Origin of the sequence: Thermobifida alba, assembly GCF_023208015.1 — a bacterium.
Lineage (GTDB): Bacteria > Actinomycetota > Actinomycetes > Streptosporangiales > Streptosporangiaceae > Thermobifida > Thermobifida alba.
The window spans coordinates 2213846-2226151 of sequence record NZ_CP051627.1; the positions used below are offsets into that span (position 1 = coordinate 2213846).

Below are 12306 nucleotides of genomic sequence, written 5' to 3' on the forward strand. Positions count from 1 at the left end.
GCTCAGTCGTCCCGCTCCAGCGGGCAGGTCATGCAGTGCGGCCCCCCGCGCCCGCGTCCCAGCTCGTTGCCCGGGGTGGTGATGACCTCGATCCCGTTGGCGCGCAGGTAGGCGTTGGAGGCGACGTTGCGCTCGTAGGCCAGGACCACGCCGGGCTCCAGCGCGACGAGGTTGCACCCGTCGTCCCACTGTTCGCGTTCGGAGGAGAAGACGTCCTGGGTGGGGGTGAGCACCCTGATGTCGTCGACGCCCACCGCGGCGGCGATGGCGCGGTGCATGTCCTCGGGCGCGTGGTCGGTGATCTTGAGCTCCTTGTCGTTGTCGCCCGGCTCGATCGTGTAGGAGGGCAGCATGCCCAGGCCCGCGTACTTGGTGAAGACCCCGTGGTCCACGTTGGTCATGACGGTGTCCAGGTGCATGACGGCCCGCGCCCGGGGCATCCAGATGCCCAGGATGCGCCGGGCGCCGCCGCGGGCGAACAGTTCCCGGGCGAGCAGCTCCACCGCCTGGGGGCGGGTGCGCTCGCTCAGCCCCACCAGCACCGAGCCGTTGCCCACGGGCATGACGTCGCCGCCCTCGATGGTGGCGGGCGCCCAGGCCACCCCCGGGTTCCACACCTGGAAGTCGGCGTCGGCGAACAGCGGGTGCCACCGGTAGACCGCCTCGTACAGCGTGGTCTCGCGCATGCGGGCGCGCCTGCGCATGACGTTGATGGACACCCCGCCGCCGATCCAGCTGGAGGTGTCGCGGGTGAAGATGAGGTTGGGCAGCGGCGGCAGCACGAACGCGTCCGGGTCGAGGGTGTGGAACCACACCGACCGGGGTTCGGCGACCCGCTCCAGCATCTCCCGCTTGGTGATGCCGCCGACGAGGAAACGGCGCAGCTCGGCGGTGTCCATCGCGTCCAGGCAGTCGCGGATGGCGTCCAGGGCCGCGGGGCCGTAGAAGCGCTCGTCCAGCACGTGGTCGAGGATGTAGGTCTCGGCCTCGGCCACGCGCAGGGTCTCCTCCAGCAGTTCGCCGAAGAGGTGCACCACCACCCCCCGGTCGCGCAGGTGCCCGACGAACAGGTCGTGCTCCTCGCGGGCGCGGTCCACCCACAGCACGTCGTCGAAGAGAAGCGCGTCCTTGTTGCTGGGACTCAGGCGCTGCAGTTCCAGGTCGGGCCGGTGCACCAGGACCTGGCGCAGGCGGCCGATCTCGGAGTTGACACGGAAAGCCAAGGCTGCCTCCTCACCGTCCGGATCGGGCCGTCACCGGCGCTCCGGACCCCACGACGCGATTCGACCACGCACCGGTGCCTTCCCACCAGTCCCTTCCCCCACGCCCCACCCGCCTCTCCTCATAGGATGACGGGATGACCGACGACCCTCGTGGACGGTCCACGCCGGGACCGCTCTTCCGTGCCGCGGCGCTGGCCCGCTCCGCGGGCGCCGCCATCCCGCCGACCTGGCTGGTCGGGGTGAGCATCCTGTCGGTGCAGCTCGGCGCGGGCGTGGCCAAGAACCTGTTCGCGGTGCTGCCGCCCGGCGCCGTCGTCTGGCTGCGCCTGCTCTCCTCGGTCCTGGTGCTGCTGGTCTTCGCCCGCCCCGCGCTGCGTGGCCACACCCGCTCCGACTGGCTGGTGGCGGCCGCCTTCGGGGCGTCTCTGGCGACCATGAACTACGCCATCTACGAGTCGTTCGCGCGCATCCCGCTGGGGGTGGCGGTGACCATCGAGTTCCTGGGGCCGCTGGCGGTGGCGGTGGCGGGGTCGCGCCGCTGGCGGGACCTGGTGTGGGTGGCGCTGGCCGGGACGGGAGTGGCGCTGCTGGGCTGGGGCGAGGGCGGGGTGACCCTCGCGGGGGCGGCGTTCGCGGTGCTGGCGGGGGCTGCCTGGGCCGCCTACATCCTGCTCAGCGCGGCCACCGGCCGCCGCTTCCCCGGCGCCTCCGGACTGACCGCGGCCTCCGTGGTCGGCGCGCTGCTGATCGCCCCGATCGGGATCGGCCAGGGGGGCGCGGACCTGCTCGAACCGAAGGTGCTGCTGTTCGGGCTGGTCGTGGGTCTGCTGTCCTCGACGATCCCCTACTCCCTGGAGTTGCGGGCGCTGCGCCGCATCCCGCCGCGGGTGTTCGGCATCCTGATGAGCCTGGAACCGGCCGCCGCCGCGCTGGTGGGCCTGGTGGTGCTGGGCGAGTTCCTCACCGCCGCCCAGTGGGCCGCGGTGGCCTGCGTGGTCGCCGCCAGCGTGGGCGCGACCCGCTCCGCGCGGGCCTGAGCCCGCCCGAGTCCGTGGCCCTTCCGACAGCGGCGGGGCAGCCCCTAATTCCGAACGGAGTTCCGCGACGGCCTGGACCAGTCCGCTGCGTTCGAGGCGGGACAGGACGTCACCGACGGTTCCGGGGGGATTGCGCCAGGAGTCAGCGATCTGCTGGGCACAGGACCAGACGACTTTCCGGTCCAGGTGGATCTGGTCGACGACGAAGTCGTCGGGGCTCTTGGCCTCAATGTCCCAGTCCGCCAGTACAGACCGAGGGAAGTCGCGGAGATTCGACGTGCCAATGACCTGGGCACGTGCCCGGATCGCCGCAGCGAGAACATGCCGGTCATCGGAATCGGGAAGCTGCAGTGACTCGATCAGTGGCTCGTAGCCGGTGACAAGGCAGTCCCGGACCGCGGCGAGCATGAGTGTACGCGTGCGATCGAGTGCCTCCGGCGGGATGTCCGGTCTGTCTCTCCGAAGGTTCCTGAAGACCTCGTCGAGGATCTGGTGAGTCCACTTGGCTTGGACGAGACCGGCTTGAGCCACTCTGATGAGAAGATCACGCAGTGTGCTCGGATAGAGGACGCTGGCGTCGTAGACCACGACGAAGGCCATGTCAGTCGAGCCCCAACTCCCTGTTCAAGGCCGACAGCTCGTCAGCGGCCTCGCGTCTCCGTTGGTCGTCACGGCGCATGTAGTCCAACAGGGAGTCGGCCCGCACCCGACGATGTGTCCCCACCTTCCGGTACTCGATCTCTCCGGCGTTGAGCAGACCGATGAGGTGCGGCCGCGAAACGTTCAGCAGGTCTGCCGCCTCCTGGGTGGTCAACTCGGCGTGTGCGGGAACGATGGAGACCCCCCGTCCGGCCGCCATGTGAGCGAGCACCCCGGCCAGCAGTTCCAGCGCCGCACGGGGCAGGACCAACTTCTCACCGTCGTCCTCGACGACAACCGGAACGATCGACGGATTCTCCGGATGGTCCTGCAGATACCGGCGGACACGGGGCAGGGCATTCCGAGCGATTCGTACGTCATCCGCTCCGGGGCGGGACGACAGCGCGACCATGCTTCCTCCTCACCCGATCAGGTGACCAACCATCCCCTGTAAACGCATTATCCGAAACAGACGAAGTAAACGCAACAGCGTGCGTCACCTTTCCGCCTCCTCAGCTGCCGACGCCCCCTGCCCAGGCCCCGAGGCCAGCGTGGGCGCGACCCGCTCCGCGCGGGCCTGAGCCCGCCCGAGGGGTCCCGTGTCGCAGCAGCTCACCGCTGGTACGGACCCCGGCCGAAGCCTCGCCGGCCCTCTACTACGATCTGTCGTATGACAGCCTCTCCCCGGTCTGTCGCGCTCGCGGCGGACGACCTCACGATCCTGAACCTGCCGCTGTGGGCGTGGCAGGTGGCGTTCTGCGTCGTCGGCGTGGTGGCGCTGGCGCTGTTGGCCCGCACGATCTGGCATCCCACGACCGCGTCGCTGCGCTGGTGGGCGCTGGGCAACGTCGTCGTCAACTCCGGGATCGCGGTGACCGGGGCGACGGTGCGCGTCACCTCCTCGGGACTGGGCTGCTCGGAGTGGCCCAAGTGCACCCCGGAGAGCTTCGTGCCGGTGGGCACCGGCCACTCGGCGTTCCACGCGGCCATCGAGTTCGGCAACCGCACCCTGACGTTCCTGGTGCTCGCCGTCGGAGTGATCGTGCTGGTGGCGACGGTGCGCATGCGGCCGCGCAGGCGCGACCTGCTCGTCATGGCCGCCCTGGTGCCGGTCGGCGTGTTCGGCCAGGCGGTCGTCGGCGGCATCACGGTCTGGAGCGACCTGCACCCGGCCTCGGTGGGCGCGCACTTCGTGCTGTCGGTCCTCGTGGTGATCCTCACGATGGCCTACTACGTGCGCTGCCGCGAGCCGCAGGGGAGGCTGCGGCCCACCGTGACGCCGCTGCTGCGCCTGACCGCCACCGCGCTGGTGCCGGTGGGCCTGGTCCTGATCGTCGCCGGTGTCGTGGTCACCGGAACCGGTCCGCACGGCGGCGACGCCGCCGCCCCCCGCTGGGACTTCCCCCTGGAGTCGGTGACCCGCGTCCACTCGCTGCTGGCGTGGCTCACCACCGCGCTGACCGTGGCGGTGCTCGTCATGGCGCTGCGCTCGGCGGCGCCGCGCCCGGTGCGCGTCCAGGCGTGGCTGCTGCTGGCCGTGCTGCTCGCCCAGGGCGTACTCGGCTACGCGCAGTACCTGCTGGGCCTGCCCGCCTGGATGGTCGTGCTGCACGTGCTGGGCTCGCTGCTGACCTGGACGGCGATCCTGCGACTGTACTTCGCCACCGCCGAACGCGTGGCCGTCGCCGCCCCGGCCGCCCCCGCTACCACCCGGTAGCGGGCGGCTGCGGCGGAGCACCGCCGCGTTGGGCGTGCGCCTGGGCGATGACGTGCTGGAAGTCCGCCCTCCGCAGGAATCCGGAGTCGGTGGGCTGCTGCGCCCAGGCCGGCGCCGCGGGACGGGCGGTACGGCCCTGGAAGGCCTCGCGGGCCATGTGCATGAGCGCCAGGATGGCGTCGCGCCGCTCCCACCAGGCGGAGACCGCCACACCGCGGTCCAGCCGCCGGTGCAGCAGGGCGAGTTCGGTGGCGGCCAGCTGGTAGTCCTCCATCGCCCGGCGTCCCCGCACGCCCGCGGTGCGCCGGGCCCAGGCCCGCGCCCGTTTGCGTCCCTTCATGGTGCTGAGCATCTGGATGTCCGACGGGGTGACCAGGCCGGTGGGAATGTAGGGCGGCAGGTAGGTGGCGATGGCCGCGACCTGGCGGTGGCGGTCGCGCACCGCCACCACGACGAGCGCCACCAGCACGCAGAACAGCAGCGCGTAGACCAGTCCCAGCCCGGTCCAGCCGAACGCGGTGGAGCCGTTCCACAGCGCGTGCAGCACGACCGCGCCGACCCAGCCGAGGAACGGCATGACCAGGCGGCCCACCCCGGCCGGACGGGTGGCGGCGTAGGCGACCCCCAGGCCGATCATCGCGGTGTAGAGCGGGTGGCCCAGCGGCGCGATGACACCGCGCAGCACGAAGGTGACCGCGAACCCGACGGTGCCCTCGGTGAACAGCGCTCCGAGGAAGTAGGAGACGTTCTCCACGAAGGCGAACCCGGTGGCGATCATGGCCGCGTAGATGATGCCGTCGGTGGCCGAGTCGATCTCGTGGCGCCGCCGCCACAGCAGCAACAGCAGGGCCAGTCCCTTGGCGCTCTCCTCCACCAGCGGCGCTCCCACCGCGGCGCTCAGGTAGGCGCCCAGGTCCTCACCGAACACCGGCACGGTGTACAGCTCCATGCCCAGGGTGTTGAGCACGAACGAGGCCAGCACCGCCACGCCCGCGCCCCACAGGAAGGCGAACAGCAGGACCGAGTTCGGCTCCGGTTCGAGCCGGTCCAGCAGCAGGATGAGGGGGACGAGGACGGTCACGGGGACGACGGCCGCCACCAGGCTGACGAGGAACGCGACGACTCCCTCGCTCCCGGCACCGGCGAAACCGCTGAACAGCAGGTAGCCGAGCATCAGCAACATGCACAGGACGCTCACCACGATGCCGACGATCAGACCGACGGAGTGGCGTCCGGGCGTGCGACCTTCCAGGATCGCTTTGGTGTCTAGGGGACGCATGGCAGTCGAGCGTAGCGGCTGGGGCCGACGGGGCCGGGAGCGCGGCGGTCGCGCACGCGGGCCGGAACCGGGCCGCGTTTCGGTGCGGCGGGCGCCGTGTCGGCGTGCCGGCGCCCGCCGCACCAACGGACCGGGACCGCGGGCCGGGCGGTCGGGGCCCTCCCCCGTGCGGGGCCGCCCGGTCGCCGCGGGGCCGCTCAGGCGTGCCGGGACTCGGCCTCGGCGCGGGTGGCCTGGCGGGGGTAGAGCGTCTCCAGTCCCGCGATGAAGGCGCGCAGGGCGAGTTCGAAACTGTCGTTGTCGATCTCGGCGGCGAGTTCGGGCAGGCGGTGCGCCTGGGAGAGGTTGGGGTAGCGGTCCTGGTAGACGCGGGCGTCGGCGTCGAAGCCGCGGGCGAAGGAGTTGATCGCGGCGCCGACCACCAGGTAGCGGGTGGAGGCTCCGATCATGGTGGCCAGCCGGGCGGGCCAGCCCGCGGAGACGAGTCCGCCGTGGATCGCGTCGGCGCGGCGCAGTGCCTCCTCGCGGCGGCCCGGACCGGAGGCGATGAAGGCGACCATGTTGGGGTGCGCGGCCAGGGCGTCGCGGTAGGAGCGCGCCCACACGGTGAGCCCGTGCCGCCAGTCCCCGTTCTTGAAGCCGGAGACGTCTATGTCGGCGGTGATGCGGTCGACGACGTCGTTGAGCAGTTCCTCCTTGGTGCGGTAGTGGCTGTACAGCGACGGGGCCTGGACGCCGAGCTCCTGGGCGAGCTTGCGCATGGACAGTCCCTGCAGTCCGTCGCGGTCGACCAGGGCCAGCGCGGCCTCCTGGATGCGTGTCCGACTCAGCAGCGGTGTCCTGGGGCGAGCCACAGCGATCCCCGTCCTTCCCCTTCTCCCCGGCGCGCCCCCCGTTGTGGTCGCGCGTTCGACCCGGATCGCCTCAAGTATCGGCCAGGGGTCGGGAAGGTGACGGGCCGGCCGGTCTTCCCAAACCGAACACTGTTAGATTAAATGTGACGCGCGACTCCCTATGCCCCGGTCTGTGGTGCTTTCCGGCCACATCCGAGGACCAGCTGTACCGAAGGAGCCCCTATGCAACTCTCACTCGCCACGATCCTGGCCGAGGCCGCGCGTCGGTACCCCGAACGGACCGCGCTCATCGCCGACGGCACCCGGATCTCCTACGCGGCCCTGTGGCAGGAGTCCCTGCGCCACGCGGGCGCGCTGCGCTCCCTGGGAGTGTCCCCCGGCGACCGCGTCGCCCTGCTCGCGGGCAACGTCGCCGACTTCGTGCGCTGCTACTACGGCATCCTCGCGGCGGGCGGCAGCGTGGTGACCATCCCGCCGATGCTCAGCCCCAAAGAGGTCGCCTTCCTGCTCGCCGACACCGGGGCGCGCCTGGTCCTGGCGCAGAGCCTGTTCGCCGAACTGGCCCGCGCCGCCGTCGACGGGGACGGCGCCGAGGTGCGCACCGTCGGAGAGCCGCACCGCCCCGACGCCCTGGAGCCGCTCCTGTCCTCCAGCGAGCCGCTGCCCTCCTACGTCTCCCGCTCCCCCGACGACATCGCCGTGATCTTCTACACCAGCGGCACCACGGGAGTCCCCAAGGGCGCCCTGCTGACCCACCTCAACCTGGTGATGAACGCCACCGTCAACGCGTTCGACGTGCACCCCATGAGCGGCGAGGACGTCGTCATGGGCTCCCTGCCGCTGTTCCACACCTTCGGCCAGTCGGTGGCCCTCAACACCACCTTCCGGGTCGGCGGCACCCTGATCCTGCAGGAGCGCTTCGACCCGGACCAGGCGATCCGGATGATGCACGAGTACGGCGCCACCATCTTCGACGGCGTGCCCACCATGTTCGTCCGCCTCGCCGAGGCCGCGGCCAACCACACCGAACTGCCCGACCTGCGCTTCTGCGTCTCCGGCGGCGCCTCCCTGCCCGAGGTGGTGCTGCGCCGGTTCGAGGAGGCGTTCTCCACCACCGTCTACGAGGGCTACGGCCTCTCGGAGACCTCGCCCACGGCCAGCACCAACCAGACCCTCTACGGCGCCCGGGCCGGCTCGGTCGGCCACCCGATCTGGGGCGTGGAGGTGGAGATCGCCCGCGCCGAGATCGACGACCGCATCGAGCTGCTGCCCCGGGGCGAGCAGGGCGAGATCGTGATCCGCGGCCACAACGTCTTCGTCGGCTACCTCAACCGTCCGGAGGCCACCGCGGAGGCGGTCGTCGACGGCTGGTTCCGCACCGGCGACATCGGCTTCATCGACGACGACGGCTTCATCCACATCGTGGACCGCAAGAAGGACCTGATCATCCGCGGCGGCTTCAACGTCTACCCGCGCGAGGTGGAGGAGGTCCTGCTGCGGTTCCCGGGGATTTCCCAGGTCGCGGTGATCGGGGTGCCCGACGCCGAACTGGGTGAGGAGGTCTGCGCGGTGGTGGTGCCCGAGCAGGAGGGCTCCGTCGACCCCGCCGAACTCCAGTCCTGGGCGCGCGAACGCCTGGGCAAGCACAAGTACCCGCGCAGAGTGGAGATCGTGACCGAGCTTCCACTGGGTCCGAGCCTCAAGGTACTCAAGCGTGAACTGCGTACGCGCTTCGGGGGAAAGAGTTAAGGGAACATGGTCGACTTCGCACTGACCGAGGAACAGCGGGAGATCCGCGACTGGGTGCGCACCTTCGTCGAGCGCGAACTCATGCCTCTCGAACAGGAGGTGCTGCGCCGCGAACGGACCGGCGAGGGGCACGGGTTGACCCCGCAGGAGTTGCACGACCTCCGCCAGCTCGCCAAGAAGTCCGACTTCTGGGGGATCCAGACGCCCGTCGAGTACGGCGGCATGGGCCTGGACGCGATCACCACGGCACTGGTGGAGATCGAACTGGGCCGCACGTTCGTGCCGTTCAGCTTCGGCGGCAGCGCCGACAACATCCTCTACTACGCCAACGAGGAGCAGAAGAAGCGCTACCTGCTGCCCACGATCGCGGGCGAGCGCAAGTCCTGCTTCGCCATCACCGAGCCCGGCGCGGGGTCGGACGCCAAGGCGATCCGCACCCGGGCGCACAAGGACGGCGACCACTGGGTGATCAACGGCGAGAAGACGTTCATCACCGGCGGCAACGAGGCCGACTTCGTCATGGTGTTCGCCGTCACCGACCCGGAGAAGGGCGCCGACGGCGGGGTGACCTGCTTCCTGGTGGACCGCGAGGCGGGCTGGCGGTCCGAGCCCATCCTCACCATGGGCGAGTGGGGGCCGGCCTCCCTGGTCTTCGACAACGTCCGGGTGCCGGAGTCCAACGTGCTCGGCGAGGTCGGCCAGGGCTTCGCGCTGGCGATGAAGTGGATCGGCCGGGGCCGCTACCTGCTTCCGGCCCGCGCCTTGGGCGCCTGCGAACGGCTGCTGAGCATGGCCATCGAGTACGCCAACACGCGCGAGACCTTCGGCAAGCCGATCGCCGAACGCCAGGCCATCCAGTGGATGATCGCCGACTCCCAGGTGGAGATCGAGGCGCTGCGCCTGCTGGTGCTCAACGCCGCCTGGCAGGTGGACAACGACCGGGACTCCCGGCACGCCCAGTCCATCGCCAAGCTGTACGGCGGCCAGAAGGCCAACGAGATCGTCGACCGGGTGCTGCAGATCCACGGGGGCATGGGCTACACCCGCGAACTCCCCATCGAACGCTGGTACCGCGAGCTGCGACTGCTGCGCATCTACGAGGGGACCGACGAGATCCAGCGCCGCACCATCGCGCGTGACCTGCTCAAGGGTTACGTCAAGGTGGGCGCCACGCTGGGGTGACCAGAGGCGGGCGGAGCCGGTGTCCGCGAGGCGCCGGCCCGTCCCGTCCCGGGAGCGCGGGACCCCGGGGTTCCCCCTGTTCCCCGGCCGCGGGTTCCGGGACCGGCCCGCGCGCTTCCCGGGGCACCGGCTTCTCCGCGCGGCTCCTCCTCCGTTCCGTGCGGTTGGCGGAGGGCGCTCGGAGCTGGGGCCCGGGCGGCGGACCGCGCCTTCCCCCGGGGCGCCCGCGGGAGACGGAGCCGGTTCCCCGCCACTGCTCCGGGGTCTGCGGCCAGCGGCGCGTTGTGGCGGCGCGCCGCTGGCCGCAGGAGGACGCCTCCGGGGCCGCCCGCTCAGCCGGCCGGCGCGTCGTCCGCGCGCCGCAGGACGGCCACCAGGAACTCGGAGTCGGCGGTGAAGGGCCGCAGGTCCCAGGTCGCCAGCCGCAGGTCGGTGACCAGTCCGGCCTCCGCCACGTCGTCGAAGAACCGCTCGAACGGGTAGCCGCGGCCCGCGCCGAAGCCCACCACCACCCGGCCCTCCGACCGCACCTGGGCGCCCATCCTGCGCAGCACCTCCACCTCGGTTCCGGGCGCCAGGAAGGTCATCACGTTGCCCGCGCAGACCACGGCGTCGAAGGGCTCCTCACCCCGTTCCACCAGGTCGAGTTCGGCCAGGTCACCTACCCGCCAGTCGCCGTCCGGGTGGTCCTTGCGGGCCGCGTCGACCAGGTAGGGGTCGATGTCCACGCCCACCACGCGGTGCCCCCGCGCGACCAGTTCGCCGCCGACGCGCCCCGGTCCGCAGCCCGCGTCCAGGACCCGTGACCCGCGTTCCAGCATCGCGTCGACCATGCGGGCCTCGCCCGCCAGGTCCCGTCCCTGCGCGGCCATGCTCCGGAAGCGTTCCACGTACCAGCGGGAGTGGTCGGGATTCTCCCGCACCATGGCCTCCCAGGCGGTGATCTCTCTCATACCTCCACTCTCTCACCTGTGCGGTGCCGCAGCGCGGCGAGCGCGCTCCCTCCCCCGTCCGACGGAAATCGGGAATGTAGGCTCGATCTCCGCCATTCCCGGTGTTCCCGCCCCCGACCGCACTCCCAGGAGAGGGCCCCCATGTCCCCGACCGCTTCCGCGCCCGTCGGCCCGCCGACCGCCCTGACATGGGCGACGCGGGCCGGCGTGCTCGCCCACGCCGCGCTGCTCGCCGTCGAGTTCGCCACCGCCGGACGGCTGGTGGCCCAGGACCTCACCGCCCTGCCGCTGCACTCGGGCGGCGCGGTCGCGCTGCACGCGGCTGCCGGGGCGCAGCTGGTCGCCGCGCTGCTGCTGTGGCGTCCCGGAGGGGGTCCGCCGCTGCCCGCGGTGCTGAGCGCGGTCGCGTTCGTGCTCGGCCTCGGCCAGGCCTACCTCGGCAGCCGCCTGCTGCTGTCCCTGCACGTCCCGCTGGCGATGGTGCTGGTCGCGCTGGTGACGTGGACACTGGTGCTGGTGTGGCGGCCGCAGCGCGCCCGTCCCGCCTGAGGCGGGCGCAGCGGCCGGGAACAGAAAGACGGGAGGCCCGTTCGGGCCTCCCGTCGCCGTTGTCGCGCCGACCGGCTCAGCCGACGGCGTTGGCCAGCAGCGGGTCGATGGTCACCGCGACGAACAGCAGCGCCAGGTAGGCGTTGGACAGGTGGAAGAAGCCCATGGTCTTGAGCTTGGCCCCGCTCACCCCGGAACGGACCTGGCGGTGCAGGCGGTGCGCCTGGACCAGCAGCACCGCGCCCAGCACTCCGGCGGCCGCCGGGTACAGCAGGGTGGTGTCGGCGATCGGCCACAGCAGCAGCGAGACCACCACGGTCGCCCACGAGTACAGCACGCACTCCAGCATCACCCGGCGGTCGCTGGCCACCACCGGCAGCATGGGGACGTTCGCGGCGGCGTAGTCCTCGCGGTAGCGCATGGCCAGCGCCCAGGTGTGCGGCGGCGTCCAGAAGAACACCACCAGGAACAGGATGAACGGCGCCCAGTCGAGGCGTTCGGTGATCGCCGCCCAGCCGATGAGCACCGGCATGCAGCCCGCGATGCCGCCCCACACGACGTTCTGCGCGGTGCGGCGCTTGAGCAGCAGGGTGTAGACGAAGATGTAGAAGGCGATCGCGAACAGCGACAGCGCCGCCGCCAGCCAGTTGACGAACACCACGAAGCCGACGGTGGACAGCACCGCCATGACCAGCCCGTAGACCATCGTGCCGCGCGGGGTGACCTGCTGCATGGCGGTGGGCCTGCGGCGGGTGCGCCGCATCGCGCGGTCGATGTCGCGGTCGATGTAGCAGTTGATGGCGTTGGCGCTGGCCGCCGACATGGTGCCGAACACCAGTGTGGCCACGGCCACCCCCAGCGGCGGCACGCCCTTGGCCGCCACGAACATCACCGGGATGGTGGTGATCAGCAGCAGCTCGATGACCCGCGGCTTGGACAGGGCCACGTAGGCGCGGACGTAGGAGACGAACGAGGAGGAGCGGGACTCGCCCCCGGTCGCGGGGTCGGCCGCCGCACCGGACTCGGGGGCGGTGGAGGAGCGGCTGAGAAGAGTCATGGCCGCCGCCGTACCTGGGTCACGCGCCGGGTCGCCGTTCTCGGCTGTTGCGGGGATCGCCGACCGT

Annotated in this window: 11 protein-coding genes and 1 pseudogene; 5 read left to right on the top strand and 7 right to left on the bottom strand. The window is 71.4% G+C overall.

Annotation, left to right across the window (positions count from 1 at the left end; genetic code table 11):
- Nucleotides 1-2: 2 nt before the first annotated feature.
- Nucleotides 3-1223, bottom strand: a complete 1221-nt coding sequence (locus FOF52_RS09800; RefSeq protein WP_248593513.1) for an arginine deiminase — start codon at nucleotides 1221-1223, stop codon at nucleotides 3-5.
- A gap of 134 nt (nucleotides 1224-1357) precedes the next feature.
- Between FOF52_RS09800 and FOF52_RS09805 the strand changes: the two genes are divergently transcribed.
- The gene (locus FOF52_RS09805; protein WP_248593514.1) at nucleotides 1358-2260 is read left to right on the top strand and encodes an EamA family transporter; all 903 of its coding nucleotides are present in this window, start codon (nucleotides 1358-1360) and stop codon (nucleotides 2258-2260) included.
- Nucleotides 2261-2326: 66 nt separating this feature from the next.
- Here FOF52_RS09805 and FOF52_RS22225 read toward each other — a convergent pair.
- Together FOF52_RS22225 and FOF52_RS09815 are read right to left on the bottom strand one after the other, a co-directional pair.
- Nucleotides 2327-2860 (bottom strand): annotated as a pseudogene (locus tag FOF52_RS22225) (VapC50 family PIN domain-containing toxin); the annotation flags it as partial.
- A 1-nt stretch (nucleotide 2861) separates the two neighbouring features.
- Nucleotides 2862-3311, bottom strand: a complete 450-nt coding sequence (locus FOF52_RS09815; protein WP_068754713.1) for a helix-turn-helix domain-containing protein — start codon at nucleotides 3309-3311, stop codon at nucleotides 2862-2864.
- Nucleotides 3312-3569: 258 nt separating this feature from the next.
- Between FOF52_RS09815 and FOF52_RS09820 the strand changes: the two genes are divergently transcribed.
- On the top strand, nucleotides 3570-4616 hold the full coding sequence (locus FOF52_RS09820) for a COX15/CtaA family protein (protein ID WP_248593515.1): 1047 nt from the start codon (nucleotides 3570-3572) through the stop codon (nucleotides 4614-4616).
- Here FOF52_RS09820 and FOF52_RS09825 read toward each other — a convergent pair.
- Nucleotides 4603-5895, bottom strand: a complete 1293-nt coding sequence (locus FOF52_RS09825) for a PrsW family intramembrane metalloprotease (protein ID WP_248593516.1) — start codon at nucleotides 5893-5895, stop codon at nucleotides 4603-4605. The two genes, FOF52_RS09820 and FOF52_RS09825, sit on opposite strands and share 14 nt — an antisense overlap.
- A gap of 197 nt (nucleotides 5896-6092) precedes the next feature.
- The gene (locus tag FOF52_RS09830) at nucleotides 6093-6749 is read right to left on the bottom strand and encodes a TetR/AcrR family transcriptional regulator (RefSeq protein ID WP_248593517.1); all 657 of its coding nucleotides are present in this window, start codon (nucleotides 6747-6749) and stop codon (nucleotides 6093-6095) included.
- A 222-nt stretch (nucleotides 6750-6971) separates the two neighbouring features.
- Here FOF52_RS09830 and FOF52_RS09835 point away from each other — a divergent pair, with 222 nt between their 5' ends.
- Both FOF52_RS09835 and FOF52_RS09840 read left to right on the top strand, forming a co-directional pair.
- Nucleotides 6972-8498, top strand: a complete 1527-nt coding sequence (locus FOF52_RS09835; protein WP_248593518.1) for a long-chain-fatty-acid--CoA ligase — start codon at nucleotides 6972-6974, stop codon at nucleotides 8496-8498.
- Between the two features lie 6 nt (nucleotides 8499-8504).
- Nucleotides 8505-9680 (top strand): acyl-CoA dehydrogenase family protein, encoded by a 1176-nt coding sequence (locus tag FOF52_RS09840; protein WP_248593519.1) that lies wholly within the window; start codon nucleotides 8505-8507, stop codon nucleotides 9678-9680.
- Nucleotides 9681-10012: 332 nt separating this feature from the next.
- Here the strand turns inward: FOF52_RS09840 and FOF52_RS09845 are convergent, their stop codons facing one another.
- The gene (locus FOF52_RS09845; protein ID WP_248593520.1) at nucleotides 10013-10633 is read right to left on the bottom strand and encodes a class I SAM-dependent methyltransferase; all 621 of its coding nucleotides are present in this window, start codon (nucleotides 10631-10633) and stop codon (nucleotides 10013-10015) included.
- Between the two features lie 141 nt (nucleotides 10634-10774).
- Between FOF52_RS09845 and FOF52_RS09850 the strand changes: the two genes are divergently transcribed.
- The gene (locus FOF52_RS09850; protein ID WP_248593521.1) at nucleotides 10775-11182 is read left to right on the top strand and encodes a hypothetical protein; all 408 of its coding nucleotides are present in this window, start codon (nucleotides 10775-10777) and stop codon (nucleotides 11180-11182) included.
- Between the two features lie 76 nt (nucleotides 11183-11258).
- On the opposite strand, the gene FOF52_RS09855 is transcribed toward FOF52_RS09850, so the two are convergent.
- A complete protein-coding gene (locus FOF52_RS09855; RefSeq protein ID WP_248593522.1) occupies nucleotides 11259-12239 on the bottom strand; it encodes a heme o synthase in 981 nt (326 codons plus the stop codon).
- Nucleotides 12240-12306 lie beyond the last annotated feature (67 nt).